Source organism: Saprospira grandis str. Lewin (genome assembly GCF_000250635.1).
Classification (GTDB): domain Bacteria; phylum Bacteroidota; class Bacteroidia; order Chitinophagales; family Saprospiraceae; genus Saprospira; species Saprospira grandis.
The window spans coordinates 1,878,379-1,895,093 of record NC_016940.1 but is presented as its reverse complement, the minus strand read 5'-3'; the positions used below and the strand labels follow the sequence as shown (position 1 = coordinate 1,895,093).

At 47.3% G+C, this 16,715-nt stretch carries 14 protein-coding genes; 7 read left to right on the top strand and 7 right to left on the bottom strand.

Features of this window, described 5'->3' with window-relative positions; genetic code table 11:
• Positions 1 to 13 precede the first annotated feature (13 nt).
• Positions 14 to 1,525 carry a S8 family serine peptidase gene (locus SGRA_RS08515; RefSeq protein ID WP_015692243.1) on the top strand — a complete coding sequence of 504 codons (1,512 nt, stop codon included), beginning with the start codon at positions 14 to 16 and terminating at the stop codon, positions 1,523 to 1,525.
• Positions 1,526 to 1,594: 69 nt separating this feature from the next.
• On the opposite strand, the gene SGRA_RS08510 is transcribed toward SGRA_RS08515, so the two are convergent.
• The 3 genes from SGRA_RS08510 to SGRA_RS08500 are packed head-to-tail and all read right to left on the bottom strand — an operon-like array spanning position 1,595 to position 3,587.
• Entirely contained in the window at positions 1,595 to 1,921 is a 327-nt protein-coding gene (locus tag SGRA_RS08510) for a HesB/IscA family protein (protein ID WP_002658946.1), read from the bottom strand.
• A gap of 24 nt (positions 1,922 to 1,945) precedes the next feature.
• Positions 1,946 to 2,332: a Fe-S cluster assembly scaffold IscU gene (gene iscU / locus SGRA_RS08505; protein WP_015692242.1), complete on the bottom strand. Its 387-nt coding sequence runs from the start codon at positions 2,330 to 2,332 to the stop codon at positions 1,946 to 1,948.
• A gap of 34 nt (positions 2,333 to 2,366) precedes the next feature.
• Positions 2,367 to 3,587: an IscS subfamily cysteine desulfurase gene (locus SGRA_RS08500; RefSeq protein WP_015692241.1), complete on the bottom strand. Its 1,221-nt coding sequence runs from the start codon at positions 3,585 to 3,587 to the stop codon at positions 2,367 to 2,369.
• Positions 3,588 to 3,967: 380 nt separating this feature from the next.
• On the opposite strand from SGRA_RS08500, the gene SGRA_RS08495 reads away from it, so the two are divergent.
• The 3 genes from SGRA_RS08495 to SGRA_RS08485 all read left to right on the top strand — a co-directional run bounded on the left by SGRA_RS08495 (position 3,968) and on the right by SGRA_RS08485 (position 6,738).
• Positions 3,968 to 4,720: a TrmH family RNA methyltransferase gene (locus SGRA_RS08495; RefSeq protein WP_015692240.1), complete on the top strand. Its 753-nt coding sequence runs from the start codon at positions 3,968 to 3,970 to the stop codon at positions 4,718 to 4,720.
• A gap of 20 nt (positions 4,721 to 4,740) precedes the next feature.
• Positions 4,741 to 5,502 (top strand): coiled-coil domain-containing protein, encoded by a 762-nt coding sequence (locus tag SGRA_RS08490; protein WP_015692239.1) that lies wholly within the window; start codon positions 4,741 to 4,743, stop codon positions 5,500 to 5,502.
• Positions 5,503 to 5,694: 192 nt separating this feature from the next.
• Entirely contained in the window at positions 5,695 to 6,738 is a 1,044-nt protein-coding gene (locus tag SGRA_RS08485; RefSeq protein WP_015692237.1) for an OmpA family protein, read from the top strand.
• A 79-nt stretch (positions 6,739 to 6,817) separates the two neighbouring features.
• Here the strand turns inward: SGRA_RS08485 and SGRA_RS08480 are convergent, their stop codons facing one another.
• Both SGRA_RS08480 and SGRA_RS08475 read right to left on the bottom strand, forming a co-directional pair.
• Positions 6,818 to 7,057, bottom strand: a complete 240-nt coding sequence (locus SGRA_RS08480; RefSeq protein WP_015692236.1) for a hypothetical protein — start codon at positions 7,055 to 7,057, stop codon at positions 6,818 to 6,820.
• A gap of 196 nt (positions 7,058 to 7,253) precedes the next feature.
• Positions 7,254 to 7,715, bottom strand: a complete 462-nt coding sequence (locus tag SGRA_RS08475) for a DUF2147 domain-containing protein (RefSeq protein ID WP_015692234.1) — start codon at positions 7,713 to 7,715, stop codon at positions 7,254 to 7,256.
• Between the two features lie 235 nt (positions 7,716 to 7,950).
• Between SGRA_RS08475 and dnaN the strand changes: the two genes are divergently transcribed.
• Positions 7,951 to 9,069, top strand: a complete 1,119-nt coding sequence (dnaN, locus tag SGRA_RS08470; protein WP_015692233.1) for a DNA polymerase III subunit beta — start codon at positions 7,951 to 7,953, stop codon at positions 9,067 to 9,069.
• A gap of 216 nt (positions 9,070 to 9,285) precedes the next feature.
• Here the strand turns inward: dnaN and SGRA_RS08465 are convergent, their stop codons facing one another.
• On the bottom strand, positions 9,286 to 10,770 hold the full coding sequence (locus SGRA_RS08465) for a hypothetical protein (RefSeq protein ID WP_015692231.1): 1,485 nt from the start codon (positions 10,768 to 10,770) through the stop codon (positions 9,286 to 9,288).
• A gap of 311 nt (positions 10,771 to 11,081) precedes the next feature.
• Here SGRA_RS08465 and SGRA_RS08455 point away from each other — a divergent pair, with 311 nt between their 5' ends.
• Together SGRA_RS08455 and ccsA are read left to right on the top strand one after the other, a co-directional pair.
• Positions 11,082 to 11,498 (top strand): cytochrome c maturation protein CcmE domain-containing protein, encoded by a 417-nt coding sequence (locus SGRA_RS08455; RefSeq protein ID WP_015692229.1) that lies wholly within the window; start codon positions 11,082 to 11,084, stop codon positions 11,496 to 11,498.
• A gap of 45 nt (positions 11,499 to 11,543) precedes the next feature.
• Positions 11,544 to 14,054 carry a cytochrome c biogenesis protein CcsA gene (gene ccsA, locus SGRA_RS08450; protein ID WP_015692228.1) on the top strand — a complete coding sequence of 837 codons (2,511 nt, stop codon included), beginning with the start codon at positions 11,544 to 11,546 and terminating at the stop codon, positions 14,052 to 14,054.
• Positions 14,055 to 15,591: 1,537 nt separating this feature from the next.
• Here ccsA and SGRA_RS08440 read toward each other — a convergent pair.
• Entirely contained in the window at positions 15,592 to 16,686 is a 1,095-nt protein-coding gene (locus tag SGRA_RS08440) for a mannose-1-phosphate guanylyltransferase (protein ID WP_015692226.1), read from the bottom strand.
• Between the last annotated feature and the right edge of the window lie 29 nt (positions 16,687 to 16,715).

Sequence of the window (16,715 nt, the reverse complement as noted above, 5' to 3'; positions counted from 1 at the left end):
TAAAATACTAACTATGAGTTGGATAGGATTGATTTTCATTTGGACCTTTGCCTCTTTGTCGCTTTGGTTGCTCTTTAAGGAGGAGGCCCATATTCGCAAATATTTTGGCCCTAGTTTTATCGCCTCTTTTCTGATTTTCTTGGCTTACCATCTGGTTTTGCCAAGCACCTTTGGCTACATTCGGCTAGTGGTTTATCTCTTTATTTTGTTTGGGGGAGCCTTTGTGCTCAATATTTTCTCCAATAATAAAATCGCCTTTCTCTCTCTTTTAGGGGCCAGTGTTTTTGGCCTTTATCAGCTAGATGTGCAGGGCCTCAATTTGTTTTTTGGCCAAAAGGCCACTGCCGAAAACCTCGATCCACAATCAGAGCTATTGATTGAGTTGGAGGAGGGGCAAACGCCCAAATTGCTAGATAAATTGGCGGCCAAATATGGCTTTAGCTATGAGCCCGCATTTAAATTGCAAAACCCAGAGCAAACGGATTTAGATGATTTTTATGCCTTGAATATTCCAGAATCAGCTTTGGACCAATTGACAGAGATTGAAGAGGAGCTCAAAGGGTTGCAAGGGGTAGAAAGTTTGGAGGAAAATGAGATTTTGCAACTTTGGGAGCCCCAAAGCGCTGCCGCAATTAGTCGCTCGCCCAAACAACCTTTGCTCAATGATCCTGGCATTGCCAAAATGTGGGCCTATGAAGCTTTGAATTATAATGGGCTGCACCGCTTCTTGCAGGAAGAAGGGATCCGCCCCAAGAAAAAGGCGCGCATCTTTATTTTGGATACAGGCGTAGATGCCAAGCATGAAGATATTAAGGACCAATATCGCTCTGTGAGTAGCGAATATGATAAGGATGTTCAGGGCCATGGAACGCATTGCGCAGGAATTGCCGCTGCCGTTTCTAATAATGGCAAGGGCGTGGCCTCGGCTTTTCCCTCTTCTGATTTTGTGGAGCTAAGTAGCATTCAGGTTTTTCCTCGCTCAGGAGGAACTACGCAGCGTCGAATCATTAACGCCATGCTCTTGGCGGCCGACAAAGGAGCCGATGTAGTTTCTATGTCTTTAGGTGGCCCATCTAGCGATGATCGTCAAAAGGCCTATGAAGAAGCCGTGCGTTATGTGAATAAAAAAGGCGGTATTGTGGTTGTTGCTGCGGGAAACAATGGTTTTGATGCCCGTCGAATTGTACCCGCTTCTGTAAATGGGGTAATTACGGTTTCGGCCTTGGACCCCCAACTGCGGAAAGCGAGCTTTTCTAATGAGGTGCAGCACCTTAATTATGGATTGGCGGCTCCTGGGGTAGATATTTATTCTAGCATGCCCAATTCTAAGTACGATAATATGAGTGGGACCTCTATGGCTACGCCTTATGTGGCGGGAACCTTGGGGCTTTTGCGAGCGCTTCATCCGCAACTGACGACCAAAGAAGCCTATGAGCTATTGGCAAAAACAGGAAAACAAACAGCCGATGGCCAAAAAACAGGCCCATTGATTCAGCCTATGCAGGCCGTAAAGGCCTTGAAATAAGCCCAAAGGGTACAAAAAAAGCCCCGCCGAAAGGCGGGGCTTTTTTTGTCATCACATTATTCCGAGCAACTAGAGCGAAAAACTTTCGCCACAGCCACAGGTTCTAGCAGCATTGGGGTTTTCAAAATAAAACCCCTTGCCATTGAGCCCGCCCGAAAAGTGCAGGGTCGTATCAAAAAGATAAAGAAAGCTCTTGAGGTCTGTAACCACCTTTACGCCCTTATCTTCAAAGACCTGATCTTCGGTTTGCGACTCATTGTCAAAATCCATTTTGTAGCTAAGGCCAGAGCATCCTCCGCTAGTCACAGAAACCCGGATGAAAAACTCATCGCTGAGTTGCTCTTGCTCCTTAATTTCTTGGATTTTTTCCTTGGCGCTATCGGCTACATAAATCATAGTACAATTATTTTTGGGCCAAAATTAGGCCTTGGCATTTTTCTCTTGATAATCCTTAATGGCTGCCTTGATGGCATCTTCAGCCAAAACAGAGCAGTGAATTTTTACGGGAGGAAGCTCAAGCTCTTCCACGATAGCCATATTATCAATAGAAGCAGCTTCATCTACTGACTTTCCTTTGAGCCATTCGGTGGCCAAAGAAGAAGAGGCAATAGCAGAGCCACAACCAAAGGTTTTAAACTTGGCTTCTTGGATAATGCCATCTTCGCTTACCTCAATTTGGAGACGCATGACGTCGCCACATTCAGGAGCGCCAACAAGGCCAGTACCTACCGTATTTTTATTCTTGTCCAAGGTGCCTACATTACGAGGGTTCTTGAAGTGATCGAGCAATTTTTCAGAATAAGCCATAATATATGCAGTTTAAGCAGTTTTCAAACAAATTTTAGTGTTCAGACCATTCTACAGAGTCCAAATCAATTCCTTCTTGGTACATTTCCCAGATAGGAGATAAAGAACGCATGTGGTTTACTCCGTCGCGGATGCGCTCAATCGCATAATCTACATCTTCTTCTGTAGTAAAGCGACCCAAGCTGATGCGCAAAGAAGAATGCGCCAAATCATCTCCCAATCCTAGTGCTTTGAGTACATAAGAGGGCTCCAAAGAGGCCGAAGTACAAGCAGAACCAGAAGAAAGGGCAATATTTTCATTGAAGGTCATCATGAGTCCTTCCCCTTCCACATGCTTAAAAGAAATATTCGTCAATTGAGGCAAGCGGCTTTCTTTGGCGCCATTCAAGACCACCTCTTCCATTTGCAACAATTCATGGTCAATTTTATCGCGCAAAGCTTGCAAGCGAACCGTTTCCGCTTCCATTTCTTCGCCGGCCAATTCGCAGGCCTTACCCAAACCAACAATAGCAGGCACGTTTAGGGTTCCAGAACGCATCCCTCTTTCATGTCCACCGCCATCAATCTGAGCCGTCAATTTAACTCTAGGGTTTTTGCGGCTCACATAAAGTGCACCTACGCCTTTGGGGCCATAAATTTTGTGTCCGCTAAAGGCCAAAATATGAATGCCCATATCTTTTACATTTACAGGTACTTTCCCCACGGCCTGAGTGGCATCGCTAAAGAAAAGCGTTTTGTTCTCTGCACAGATTTTGGCAATTTCCTTTACGGGCTGAATGGTCCCAATTTCATTATTGGCAAACATAAGGGCCACCAAAATGGTTGTATCCTTAATAGCTGCACGCAATTCCTCCAAGTCAACCAAGCCCTGACGGTTCACATCCAAATAAGTGACTTCCATGCCTTGGCGCTCCAAAGCTTTACAAGTATCCAAAACCGCTTTATGCTCTGTTTTGGCCGTAATAATATGGTTTCCTTTGCGGCGGTACATATTGGCTACCCCTTTGATGGCTAGATTAACGCCCTCGGTGGCACCAGAAGTGAAAATAATTTCACGGGGGTCGGCCCCCAATAATTTAGCAATGCGCTCGCGTGCTTGGTCCACTGCATCCTCAGCTACCCAGCCAAAGGAGTGGTTGCGGCTGGCCGCATTCCCAAATTTATCCTGAAAATAGGGCAACATTTCTTCCAAAACTCTAGGGTCTACAGGAGTGGTGGCGCTATTGTCCAGATACACAAGTCTTTTATCGCTCATAGCAGTTATTTTTTGTCCTTTCTATTTAGATTCAATCTAATCACAAAGATAACAGACTTCTAGGATTAATTGTTTGTCTTTGCCCCCTTTTTTCTCTGCTAGTGACAGCTATTTTTTATTTTGAGCCTCCTAAGGGCTTAGAAGTCCTTTTTTTATGATTTTTTTAAGGGGCCTCCGCTCGGCTGCGCCTTGCGGCGCTCCCTTTCGGGGCTCGCAGGTCTGCTCGGCCCTTCGCCGCCCAAGGCGGCTCGGTCTGCCGCTGCGCGGCACCCCTACAGGCAGCTAGGCCTGCGGCGGCTTCGCCGCCTGTCCGCCGCAGAAATTCAAAGCAATCTCATAAAAATGCCGTAACTTTGGCTCCCTAAATAAGAAATGAAAATATGCCAAAACATCCTAGAGATCGCTTTATCAGCGTGTATGGACGCAAGCCTGTTTTAGAGCTGCTCGAGCAAAATCCCCTGCCCAAAATTCATAGCATCCGCCTCGATAAAAAGGCCAAAGGCCCCACTATTGCCGCTATTCTCAAAAAACTGAAGCAATTGGGCCTAGAGGCAGAACGAGTAAAGGGCGAAGAGGTGCACCGCATTTCTAAAAATCCTAAGCAAGATCAAGGAATTGTGGTGGATGTAGAAAATAGCGCTATGGATGATTTTAGCGATTTTTTTCAAGGCCCACTGCCTAGTAAAATGGCTTTTTTGGCCCTAGATGGGGTAACCACTCCGGGCAATTTGGGCCTGATTATTCGCTCGGCTACGGCTTTTGGTCTAGCTTTGCTCTTGCCCCGAAAAGGCAGCGCCAAGCTTAGCCCACTTGTGGTAAAAGCTTCTGCTGGGGTGCTGTTCAAAAGCCAAATTGTGGGCTGCGAACGCCTAGGCCCCGCCCTAAAAATGGCCAAGGCAGCCGGCTTTAAGGTCTATGCCTTAGCGGGAGGTGGCAGCAGTAATTTTTACCAAACCCAATTTGCCGATCGGGCCATATTTATTATGGGCAATGAAACCGAGGGCGTAGGGGAGCATCTGGCCCAATATATAGATGAATACTGCCATATTCCGATGTGGAATGCCGTAGAGTCTTTAAATGTGGCTTGCGCAGCCACCACCGTCGCTGCCGAATATGCCCGTCGTCAACTCTAAAAAGTTTAAACTTATCGCTTATGCGTTTATCTTATTATGGCTGTTGCTTTTTACTGATGCTATTGCTTGGCGCCTGTGGCAGTAGCAAAAAGTATAAACTACTAGAAAGCAATCGGCAGGTATTGCAGTTGCAGCTAGATAGCAGCCGTAGCCAATTGGCCCAATTGCTTAGAGAAGAAAAAAGCAAGCAGCAGCAGCAAAAAGAGCAGTTGGAGCAGGCTGTGGCGGCCCAAGAACAGGCCGAAAAAGCAAGGCAAAATAGTTTGCAGCAACTCGCCGAAACGCAAAAGGCCAAAACAGCCTGCGAGCAGCAATTGGCCCAAAGCGAAAAAGCCCTACAAATGTTTCAGGCCCAATTGGGAAAAGAAGTGCGCAAAAAAACGGAATTGGTCCAAGCAGAAGAACGCATACTCAAGCAAATGAAAGCCTATAAGGGCCTAGAATTTGAGCGAATTGCGGCCAGCCAAGCCCTTAAAATTGCTTGTCCCGACAGCCTACTTTTTAAGGGTAAAAACTCGGTGCATAGCTCAGCGCTTCCCTTTTTAACGGATTTGGCTTCTCTTTTGAGCGAAGAGGAAAACTGGGCGCTAGAGCTTAGAGCCACCGCAGATAAGGGAACAAAAGCCAAGGCTCGCTTGGCTCAAGCCAATACTCGAGCGAATTCTGTAGCGATAAAACTGCGTCTACTTGATTTGCCTTTGGAGCGACTTTATGTGGGGGCTTGGGCCCAAGAAGATGATATTCCGCTCTATTTGTACATTTACCCCAAAGGAAAACCTTAGGCGGAAGCGGCCAACTTTGGCCGCAGGCCAAAACGGCCTAGCGATGTGCAGCAGTGGCCCGAAGGGCCAGACCAAGGCGCTGCAAGCGCCGCAGGGCCGAGCGAATAGCGAGCTGCGAAACGTAGCGCCGCAAGGCGAAGCCGCAGCGGAGGCCCCAAAACAGGATTTACTTCATTAAAAAATAAATAATTTATGTTGCGAAGAAACTACTTAGTTGCTGTAGCCCTACTATTTTTGATGATAGGCGGGCTCAGCTCTTGCGTGTCTAGCCGCCGCTACAAAGAGGAGGTAAGCGCCAAAGAAGCGGCCGAGAAAAATGCCTCGGAAGCAGAGCGCAAGCGCCAAGAAATTCAGGAAGAATTGAGCAGCGTTCAGGGAGAGTTGAGTAAGCTCAAGGCCTCGCATAAGGAATTGACCTCTGATTATGAGCTTTTGCAAGAGCGCTACAATCAACAACAACGATTGAATAAAGATTTGCAGGCTTCTTATGATAAGCTCTTGGCCCTGAATGAAAAACTGAAAGAAGAAGCGGCCTCTAAGAAAAGAGAACTATCTGAAGAATTGAGTATCAAGCGCCGAGAATTGGAGCGTCGAGAAAGAGAACTTAAGGCCGAGCAAGAGCGTTTGGAGCAATTGCGCAAAGAGCTGCAAGGAAAAGATGCCAATATTACCGATTTGGAGAAATACAAAAAGGAATTGGAGGCGGATTTGGCGGCTCGCGAACGCCGCGTAAAGGAGCTAGAAGCCGCTATTGCCGAAAGAGATGCCAAGGCCAATGCTTTAAGAGCCAAATTGTTAGAAGCCCTAAAAGGCTTTAAGGATGCGGGCGACTTGGATGTAGAAATCCGAGATGGAAAAGTATATGTGTCTTTGAGTCAAAAATTACTGTTCTCTTCAGGGAGTGCAAGAGTAGACCGCCGTGGTGTGTCGGCCCTAGAAACACTTTCTGGCGTACTCAATCGCAACAAAGATTTGTCTATCTTGATTGAGGGCCATACCGACTCTGACGGAGATGCCAAAATGAACTGGGACCTCTCTACCGATCGGGCTTTGGCGGTGAGCCAGGTCTTGATTAAAAACCAAGTAGATCCGGCCAGAATTACGGCTGCTGGCCGTGGAGAACATGCGCCTAAGGCTTCTAATGATACTACAGAAGGGAAGGCCAAAAACCGCCGGACCGAAATCATTTTGGAGCCACAGCTCAATGAAATTATGGGCATTTTGTCGCAAGACTAAACGTAAGGACCATACAATAAGCAAAGCCTAGTTTACCAAAGTAAACTAGGCTTTTTTATGAAAGTACTGTATTTCTGCTTTAATGAAGCTCTGTCTCTAAATGAGAGAGGCGGCTATAGTCTAAGATATTATCTAGGATATCCTGCTCGGGCTCCAAGAAACAATCTGCTAACTGAGCTTGGCCGTTTTTCAATTGCTGCAGTTCTGTTTGTAGGGCAACATCTGTTTTTAGGGCTTTTTGCAAGGCCATAGATTCCAAACAATCGAGCTCATCGTAGAGGTAAAGTAGAAGGTCCTGAGTAGTAAATAATTGCTTCATGGTGGTTGGAATTAAGTGTGTGGAGTATATTCAACTATTTTAAGCAAATAGAATTATATTCGGTGTATATAGTAAAAACGATAGCCTGCTAACAAATGTTGCAGGCTATAGAATATTTTTTCAAAATTTTATTTTGTAAAAAAGTATTGAATTTACCCAACCCTTTTTTATTTACTCTCGTTTTCAATTACCAATATTAGTCTACGCGATGCCAAGTTTGGGTTCTGTAGAACATGCCCCACCAACCTCTTACTTTGAGGGTGTTGGCATTATCTAGCCAAATCGTGCAAGAATAGAGTTTTCCTTTTTTAGGATCAAGGATTTTTCCGCCAGCATAGCGCTTACTTTCTTTCTCCATACCATCAATAATAGTCATACCGACCACCTTCTTGTTTTTGCGGTTGCCTGGGCAAACCTCACAGATAGGGTCTTTGTCTTCATCGGCTGTGCGGTTGAGCAGTTTGGTGATTTTACCGTAGTATTTGCCGTTCTCTTTATAGATTTTTACATAAGAGCGGGCTTTGCCTGTTTCATCATCAATGGTTTTCCAGGTCCCTACGCAGGTTTTACCATCTACAGAAACTTGGGCCGATAGGGCCAGAGAAAAAACGAGAAAGAGGCTCATTAGGCCCCAACGAATGGATGCTGTCCAGTTCATAGTTGTTAACATTTAATAGTGATTATAAAGTAGAATTTAATGACCCATCACTTTTCCTATTTATAAGGAACAGAAGTCAGTCTAGTTGTTATGCGCTGTTTTGGCTGTCCTAAGTTAATGGATTATTTGAAATATTTGTTTACTACCTATTTCTTTATAGGGCCATAACAGGCAAATTCGACTAGCTTTTTGTATATTACGCCCAAATTTTATCAAATTTTCATTACAGAAAAATATGCGTTTTACCCTATCCTCTGCAGAGCTCAAAGAACAGCTCCAGCTCGTTAATGGAGCTTTAGGCTCTAACCCAGTGCTACCTATTCTGGAAGACTTCCTCTTCCAACTTGAAGATGGCCGCTTGCGTATTACCGCTACCGACCTAGAAACCTTCGTGCAGGCAGAACTCGAAGTTAATGCCGAAGAGGAAGGGGCTGTGGCCGTTCCTGCAAAAATTTTGCTCGATACACTCAAACAGTTGCCCACGCAACCTCTTAGCTTTCAAGTAGATCCCAATAATTTTGCCATAACGATTACTTCGGCTTTTGGACAGTACCAATTGGCCGGCGAAGATGGCGACGATTATCCCAAGTTGCCGCAAGCCGATAGCGCCGAGGAAATCGAAATGCCCGCATTACTCCTCTTAGAAGGAATCAATAAAACGCTTTTTGCCGCTAGTAATGATGAGCTCCGCCCCGCTATGACTGGGGTTTTGCTCGAAATTAACCCCCAGGGCGTTACTTTCGTCTCTACCGATGCTCATAAGTTGGTGAAGTATAGCTTTACCGAAATTGAACCCACTACCGATACTAGCCTGATCCTCCCCAAAAAGGCCCTGAACCTACTCAAAAATGGCCTTTCTGACCATAACGGCAATGTCCGCATCGCCTTTAGCCGCAGCAATGCCTTTTTCTATTATGCCAACCAGATTATTATCTGCCGCCTAATCGATGCCCGCTATCCCGATTATAATTCGGTGATCCCCCAAAATAACTCGAAAACTATGCGGGTGGTGCGCCAAGATTTTCTCAATTCACTCAAACGGATCGCCAATTATGCCAATAAGGTGACCAACCAAGTGAAGCTGACCATCTCTGAGGAACACCTCAAAATTGAAGCAGAAGATATCGATTTCTCCAATAAGGCTTCTGAAAAAATGCCCTGCTACTATGAAGGCGAAACCCTAAGCATCGGCTTTAATGCCAAGTTTTTGGTCGAAATGCTCAATGTGATCGGTGGCGATAATGTTTTGCTGCATCTTGAGTCTCCCAACCGAGCCGGCGTTCTCCGCCAAGAAGAAGAAAATCCCGGCGAAGATTTACTCATGCTCGTGATGCCCGTGATTTTGAATTACTAGGCCATAAATAGGTTAAAATATACAGCAGTAAGCTCCCCGAGTTTACTGCTTTTCTTTTTTTGGGGCTGCCCCGCCTTGCAGGCGGGTCGGGCTGTGCGGGGGCTCGCTGTTCGCTCGGCCCTTCGCTTTTTCGCTTCGCTCAAAAGCTCGGTCTGGCCTTCGGCCACCCCCTACCATCCCTCAGCCAAGGCGCTGCGCGCCTTTTGGACCAACACCCTAGCGCTTTTCCAATATTTCTAAACGCTCTACCGCTAGGTTTTGCCCCCATTGCAAATGCAAACTGTAAACGCCCGCAGCTATTTCTGGCCCTAACTGAATCTTTGCTCCTTCTCCCGCTGCTACTTTTTGTCCCCGCAAGTTGTATAAGGTCCATTTATCAATAGGCTGAGCAGCCCGCCAAGTTCTGGGCCCTTCCACAATTAAGTCGATCTGGACCAATAAGGGCAGCTTGGCCGCAGGCCAAGCTGCCCGCTCTATTTTGGCCCGCCCAGCAGCTTCGCCCGCCAATTGTAAGCCCTTGGGCTGCGGCAAAATGCTCAATAAACGGCCCTCCGCCCAAGGCAAAGTTAATTGCTCCATTTGTTCGCCCTCATAATGGACCAAATAGGGTGAATAGGGCTTGCCCTGGGCCAAATAAGTACTGTCGGCCAGCTGTAGGGAGTCCTGAAAATAGCCGCCCAGAAATAAACCTCTTTCTCCCCAATAAGCCGCTTGGATATAAATATTGCTTGGGCTGTTGCTCTGCCCCTTGGCCCAAATTTGCCCAGCCGTATCTAGCTCGGCCCAAAAGTAATCATAGTATTTATAGGCCGTTTTGAAGAGGGGAGGAGCCGATTTTGGTCCCAACAAACCCGTAAAATGCCCCAAGACCATAAAGCGATCTGCTTTTTGAGGGTGGGCCAAGAGCAAAGCTGGCCGATCGGAAAAAACACCCTGCCAAGGCCAAAGCTTCTTGCTTTGGCCCAAACTATCGAGCTGCAAAAGCAGAAAATCAGAGTGTACGGGATTATTAAAGAGCAGTTGCTGCTCTATCATTAGGCTGTCTCTATACTCTATGGCCCAAATGAGCTGCTTGCCTAAGGGCAAAATGGCGCGGCCCCAGCTTTCTCGACTTTTTGGGCCAGCTCCCCAAGCTAAAAGTTTTCCCGTTTTTGTACTGACTTTGGCCCAAAAGGCCTGACTCATTCCCGCTCCATACAAATTTTGGCCCTGCCAAAGTAAACTATCATTAAAACTGCCCGACAAATAGAGTTGCTCTTGGCCCAAAGCCAATTGATAAAGGCTATTGCTGCCCTTGGGCGACCAACTTTGCTCCCAAAGCCAATTTCCAGCAGTATCTAGGCCAAAAATAAGCAGGCTTTGCTTGGCCGATTGGGCCAGTAAACTATCCGTTCTCCATAAACTATCTTGAAATTGCAAGGCCCCAAAAACTTGGCCGGCTGTCCCCGCAACTAGTCCCCGCCAAGCCAAATTTTTGCCCTCAAAAGACCAGCTTTTTCCGCTAGAGGATTGCAGGCTCAAAGAAACTTGGCCCTCCTTGGCTTGAGTTTGAGCTTGCCAAACTTGTTCTTTGCCCAAAACTTGAGCGTCTATTTGGCTCTTTTGGGCCCAAATCACCGTAGGAATCAGCAAAAAAACATAATTTAGATAAGATCTAAATAGCTTAAAGGAAAAGAAGAAGATAAACGTCAAATAGCGCATAATGGTTAATCTATTGGGGCAAATGGCCCTGTTTAGGGGTTTTGCTGTACTTAACAAGGATTTAAAGATGAGGGGATGAACTGGCCCAACGCCTAAAAAATTGTACTTTTGTGGGCCAATTTGGGCGGCGCAGCCGCCTGGGCCGAAGGCCCATCGGCTGAGGGATGGACAGCAGTGGCCCGAAGGGCCAGACCCAGCCGCCAAAGGCGGCGCAGGGCCGAGCAGACTTGCGAGCTGCGATACAGCCCGACCCGCCTAAAAGGCGGGGCAGCCCCAAAACAAAATCATAGTAGAGATAAAAACGATAGGATATGAAAAAGATGCAAATTTTGGCTTTGATTGTCATTGCCGCCGCTATTGGAGTATTGATTACGCAGGCTAGCGATTACCAAAGTTATGGTGATTTTTCGGTAGCTATGAAAGAAATAGACCGCAACCATCAGATTGTGGGGCAGTTGGTGGTCGATGATGCCCGCCCGATTGTGTATAATCCGGAAAAAGATGCCAATGCTTTTTCTTTTTATATGGAAGATGAGCAGGGGACGATCAAAAAGGTGGTGGCGCAGATGGCCAAGCCGCAAGATTTTGAGCGTTCGGAGCAGATTGTATTGACGGGTCGGATGCAGGGCAGTCAATTTATTGCGCATGATATGCAGCTAAAATGTCCGTCTAAGTATCAGGACCAGGCGCTGCAGAGCCAAAAAGCAAGGCAGGTAGTAAGTAAATAAGGAGGCTTGAAGAGCTTTCTATTTTAGTAAGTTGATTTAGGGAAGATGAATTACGAAGGAGAACATTTGTGGCCAGGAATCATTGGGCACGGCCTGATTGTTTTGGCATTTGTGAGTAGCCTGTTGGCCCTTTGGGCCTATGCTGGGGCCACTAATAGCCGAGCAGATTTGGCCACAAGTAGAGATTGGAAACGGATTGGCCGCTGGGGCTTTGGCATTCATGGCCTGAGTATTTTGGGCGTGATTGGGCTGTTGTTTTACATTATGATTGCTCGTTATTATGAGTATGAATACGTTTGGGGGCATACCTCCGATAGCCTGCCCTTTCAGTATATTTTTTCGGCCTTTTGGGAGGGCCAAGAGGGCAGCTTTTTGCTCTGGATGTTTTGGCATGTGGTTTTGGGCTTTGTCCTGATGAGCCGAAAAGACAAATGGGAGGCGCCCGTATTGGCCGTTTTTGGGCTGGTGCAGGCCTTTTTGACCTCTATGATTTTGGGCTTTTATTTTGGCGAGGGAGACGACCGCATCGGCTCGAACCCCTTTGTGCTGCTGCGCAATGTGCATGAGGCCCCCATTTTTAATATGCCCAATTATTTGCAATCGATTGAGGGTACGGGCCTGAATCCGCTTTTGCAAAACTATTGGATGACTATTCATCCGCCTACCCTCTTTTTGGGCTTTGCCTCGACCTTAGTGCCTTTTGCCTTTGCGATTGCGGGACTTTGGACCAAAGAGCATAAGGCTTGGATTAAGCCGGCCCTGACTTGGTCGCTTTTTTCTGGCGCTATTCTCGGTACGGGTATTCTGATGGGGGGCGCCTGGGCCTATGAGGCCTTGAGCTTTGGGGGCTATTGGGCCTGGGACCCCGTAGAAAATGCCTCTTTGGTTCCTTGGATTATTATGTTGGCGGGTACGCATACGGCTTTGGTGGCCCGCAATAGCCCGCATTCGATACGCTCGACTTATCTGTTTTTTATTCTGAGCTTTATCTTGATTGTCTACTCGACTTTCTTGACGCGCTCGGGGGTTTTGGGTGAAACTTCGGTGCATGCTTTTACCGAAATGGGCCTAGAGTGGCAACTCATTCTCTTTATGGGAGCCGTGAGTATTTGGCCTTTGGTCCTTTATGTTAAGGCCAAAAAAGAGATTCCTAGCGTAGAAAAAGAAGAGAGCAGCTACTCCAGAGAGTTTTGGATGTTTGTAGGGGCTTTGGTCCTGCTGTTTTCTTCGATTTTGATTACGGCCACTACCTCTATTCCCGTTTGGAACAAATTGGCCGATGCCTTTTCTGCCCTTGTTGGCGGTGGCGATATTACCAATATTGCCCCTCCCGAAGATGAGGTGGCCCATCATAACCGCTACCAATTGTGGATTGGCGTATTGATTGGCTTTTTGTCGGGAATTTCGGTGCTTTTGCGCTATCGCAGCCGAGAGATTTCGGCTAGTTTTGGCCGCTTTTTGGGCTTGCATTTAGGCCTTGCCCTTGTTTTGTCGGTTGTAATTACCGTTCCCCTGATGCTTTGGTCTTCTATTGTGGCTTGGCAATATTGGTTGCTGGTGGGCAGTGGAATTTTTACCGTGATTACGAATTTAGACTATATCGTTTCGGTCCTCCGGGGCAATATTAAGGTGGCGGGAGCGCCTGTGGCCCATATTGGTTTTGGTTTGTTGATGGTGGGGGTGGTCTTTTCTGGGGCACTCAAACGGCCCATTTCAGAGGGATTTACCTCTATTGAGGTCAATGATATCAATCCGCAATCCAATAAGAATGTTTTGGTGGTCAAGGGACAGCCGGTCCCTATTGCCGATGGTTATACGGTAGAATACAGCCGCGATTGGGCCGAGGGAAATCAGCAGTTTTTTGAGCTGAAGTTTACCAAAAAGGACCCTGCAGGCAACATCCTTGAGGAGTTTATTACCTCGCCCAATGTGATTCGGGATTCTTTGCCCAAGGGCAAGTTTAAGTTCCGTGCGGCCAATCCCAACACCCGGCATTATTTCGAGAAAGATATCTTTACCTTGGCCATTCCGCATTGGGCTTTTGAAGACCCAGAGGCCAGCAAAGAAGAGGAAGAAGCCGCCAAATGGGAGTCGCATATTATTGAGCAGGGCGATACCTTTTTCACGCCTGGTCATTATGTCGTTTTTGATCAAATTGGGACCGAATTACCCCAAAATGAGGCCTATAAGTTTCAGGAGGGCGATATTCCCATTACGGCCATTCTCAAGGTCTACGAGCTCAATTCGGATAGCTTTTATTTGGCCAAACCCTTTTTGTACATCCGAGATAATCGGCCCCTTAATATTCCTTTTGAGCTAAAGGAATTGGGCCTCGATTTCCGTTTTGCTCAGGTATTGCCCGAAAGCAAAGATCGGATGAAAATGCAGTTTGATGTCCGTAGCCATAGTCCCGAAAAAGCCTATGTGGTGGTCCAAGCCCTGGTCTTCCCCGGCATCAATTGGGTCTGGATCGGCTCCATCATGATGATGATCGGCCTGCTGATGGGCATGTTTCAACGGATGGGAAAAATAAAATCCAAAAAGCTAGAGATCTAATCTTTAACTGATGGAGCGCAAAAGGAGTAGTAATTTTTTTACTGCTCCTTTTTTGTTTTTTGGGGCCTCCGCAGAATATATGGTAGCGGCGGTTACTCCCTTCGGTCATCGAACTACGAACTAAAGTTCTTGTTGTCGGTTCGCAGCTCGCTGTTGTTTTGGGGCCTCCGCCTCGCTATGCTCGTCGGCGCTACGGTTCGCAGCTCGCTATTCGCTCGGCCCTTCAGCCCTTTGGGCTTCGGTCTGGCCTGCGGCCACTGCTGCCCATCGGTTACTCCCGTTGGTCGTCGAACTGCGCCCTAAAGGGCTTGTTGTGGCCGTTTGGCCTTCGGCCATGCGGCGGCTTTGCCGCCGCTGAGTCTGTTTAAAGTTTTGTGTTTCTCCTTTTTGCTGCCTAGGGACAAGCCCCTAGGCTAGCTTTTTCAGACAGCCCTCTAAAGAGGGCCTTTGGATGAGGTTTTTCTCTGCGATAACAACTGAACACGGCCTTGTATATCAACCGTTGAGGCCCTCGCAGAGGGCTGACTCCATTGGGTTAGCCTAGGGGCTTGTCGAGACTGTTTAAAATTTTGTGTTTCTCCTTTTTGCTGCCTAGGGACAAGCCCCTAGGCTAGCTTTTTCAGACAGCCCTCTAAAGAGGGCCTTTGGATAAGGTTCTTCTCTGCGATAATAACTGAACAATGTCTTGTATATCAACAGTTGATGCCCTCGCAGAGGGCTGACTCCATTGGGTTAGCCTAGGGGCTTGTCCCTAGGCGACTACTGGCCAAATCCTAACAAGCTAAAGGCCCAAATTTTATTCTGATACACAAAATCCTGAACAGTCCCGGCTTGTCCCTAGGCGATGATTGGCCAAATCCTAAGCAGCTAAAGGCCCAAATTTTATTCTAATACACAAAATCCTGAACAGCCCTAGCTCTGGACCTAACTGGTTTACCTCCAGACCTAACTAGTTTAGCTCCAGACACAACTGGTTTAGTTCTGGACCTAACTGGTTTACCTCCAGACCTAACTGGTTTAGCTCCAGACCTAACTAGTTTAGCTCTAGACCTAACTGGTTTACCTCCAGACCTAACTGGTTTAGCTCCAGACCTAACTAGTTTAGCTCTAGACCTAACTGGTTTACCTCCAGACCTAACTGGTTTAGCTCCAGACACAACTAGTTTAGTTCTGGACCTAACTGGTTTAGCTCCAGACACAACTGGTTTAGTTCTGGACCTAACTTTTGCCTTTTTTCATTTTGTTGCGTTTTTTCTATTTTTAACAAAATGCTAACAAATGGGCCTAAAAAAAGGGGCAAAACTTAGGTTTTGCGCCTTTTTCAGTGGGCAGGGCCGAATCTCTAGCTATTTGGGCCGTTATTTTTTGCGTTATGCAGGCGCGAAGCGCCGCAGGCCCAGCGCTGCGGAGGGGTGGCGCACAGCGCCAGACCAAGGCGGCAAAGCCGCCGCAGGGCCGAACAGACCTGTGAGCCCCGCAGCATAGCGGCGGCCGACCTAGGCGAAGCCTAGCCGGCCGCGGGCCCCAAAGCAATAGTTTAGAGTAAATCCTCGCCCCATTGGTCTACGGCTGCTTGGCGAATCTCCTTGATATGTTGTTCTGCGGAGAGGGGGGCCAAGAGGAGCAATTGAGGCTCATCGACCACCAGCATATTGTCTAGATCGTAGAGAATGACGGGGCGGTTTTGGCTACTATAGAGCAGATTATTTTTGCTATTGCTCAGTTGGCATTGCTTTTTATCGAGGCCCAGGACCAGGTTATTATCCTCATCTTTATTGGGGGCCACTTGTTGGAGGGCCTGCCAGGTGCCCACATCAGACCAGCCGATATCGGCGGGTAGGGTATAGATATTATCAGCTTTTTCGCTCACGGCATAGTCAATAGAAATGCTTTCTATTTGCTCATAGATGGCTGCGCTGCCCTGAGGAATGGCCAATTTATTTTGGAGTTGGCCATTATAATTTTGGAACGCTTGATAGAGGCTGGGGCTATGTTTGGCCAACGCTTTTTGGATGCTTTGGACCGACCAGAGATAGATGCCTGCATTCCAGAGATGCTCGCCACCGGCCAAAAAGGCCTTAGCTTTTTCTAGCTGGGGTTTTTCGGTAAACTGCTTCACCTTAGAGATATTTCCCTGAGCTTGGGCATCAAAATGAATATAGCCGTAGCCCGTATTGGGGTAGTGGGGTTGGATGCCGAGAGTGAGAAGCGCCTCATTTTGGCCGACAAAATCGAGACCTTCCTGTAGTTTTTTAACAAACTCTGCCTCATTGAGAATCAGGTGGTCGGAGGGAGCGAGGATCACCCGGGCTTGGGGGTTAATTTGCTCTAGGAAGCGCATCCCCATAGCAATACAAGGCGCTGTATTTTTGCGGGCGGGTTCCATAATGATATTCTGAGGGGCGAGGCCAGATTGCTCTAGGGCCAATTGGCCGTGTTCCTCAGAAGTAACGATAAAGATATTTTCCTTAGGGATAAAGGCTTCAAAGCGCTTGACGGTTAATTGGAGAAGCGTTTGGCCCACGCCCAAAACATCTAGAAACTGTTTGGGTAAGCTATGGCGGCTAGCGGGCCAAAATCGAGTGCCGAGCCCCCCAGCCATAATAAAGACATAGTCGTTAGATAACTGCATATAAATAAGATCTGATTGTAGGGCCTTGG

Bases quoted from the DNA above. Each gene is read 5' to 3' on its own strand.
- SGRA_RS08515 (WP_015692243.1), top strand. From the start codon at position 14: ATGAGTTGGATAGGATTGATTTTCATTTGGACCTTTGCCTCTTTGTCG.
- SGRA_RS08510 (WP_002658946.1), bottom strand. From the start codon at position 1,921: ATGATTTATGTAGCCGATAGCGCCAAGGAAAAAATCCAAGAAATTAAG.
- iscU (WP_015692242.1), bottom strand. From the start codon at position 2,332: ATGGCTTATTCTGAAAAATTGCTCGATCACTTCAAGAACCCTCGTAAT.
- SGRA_RS08500 (WP_015692241.1), bottom strand. From the start codon at position 3,587: ATGAGCGATAAAAGACTTGTGTATCTGGACAATAGCGCCACCACTCCT.
- SGRA_RS08495 (WP_015692240.1), top strand. From the start codon at position 3,968: ATGCCAAAACATCCTAGAGATCGCTTTATCAGCGTGTATGGACGCAAG.
- SGRA_RS08490 (WP_015692239.1), top strand. From the start codon at position 4,741: ATGCGTTTATCTTATTATGGCTGTTGCTTTTTACTGATGCTATTGCTT.
- SGRA_RS08485 (WP_015692237.1), top strand. From the start codon at position 5,695: ATGTTGCGAAGAAACTACTTAGTTGCTGTAGCCCTACTATTTTTGATG.
- SGRA_RS08480 (WP_015692236.1), bottom strand. From the start codon at position 7,057: ATGAAGCAATTATTTACTACTCAGGACCTTCTACTTTACCTCTACGAT.
- SGRA_RS08475 (WP_015692234.1), bottom strand. From the start codon at position 7,715: ATGAACTGGACAGCATCCATTCGTTGGGGCCTAATGAGCCTCTTTCTC.
- dnaN (WP_015692233.1), top strand. From the start codon at position 7,951: ATGCGTTTTACCCTATCCTCTGCAGAGCTCAAAGAACAGCTCCAGCTC.
- SGRA_RS08465 (WP_015692231.1), bottom strand. From the start codon at position 10,770: ATGCGCTATTTGACGTTTATCTTCTTCTTTTCCTTTAAGCTATTTAGA.
- SGRA_RS08455 (WP_015692229.1), top strand. From the start codon at position 11,082: ATGAAAAAGATGCAAATTTTGGCTTTGATTGTCATTGCCGCCGCTATT.
- ccsA (WP_015692228.1), top strand. From the start codon at position 11,544: ATGAATTACGAAGGAGAACATTTGTGGCCAGGAATCATTGGGCACGGC.
- SGRA_RS08440 (WP_015692226.1), bottom strand. From the start codon at position 16,686: ATGCAGTTATCTAACGACTATGTCTTTATTATGGCTGGGGGGCTCGGC.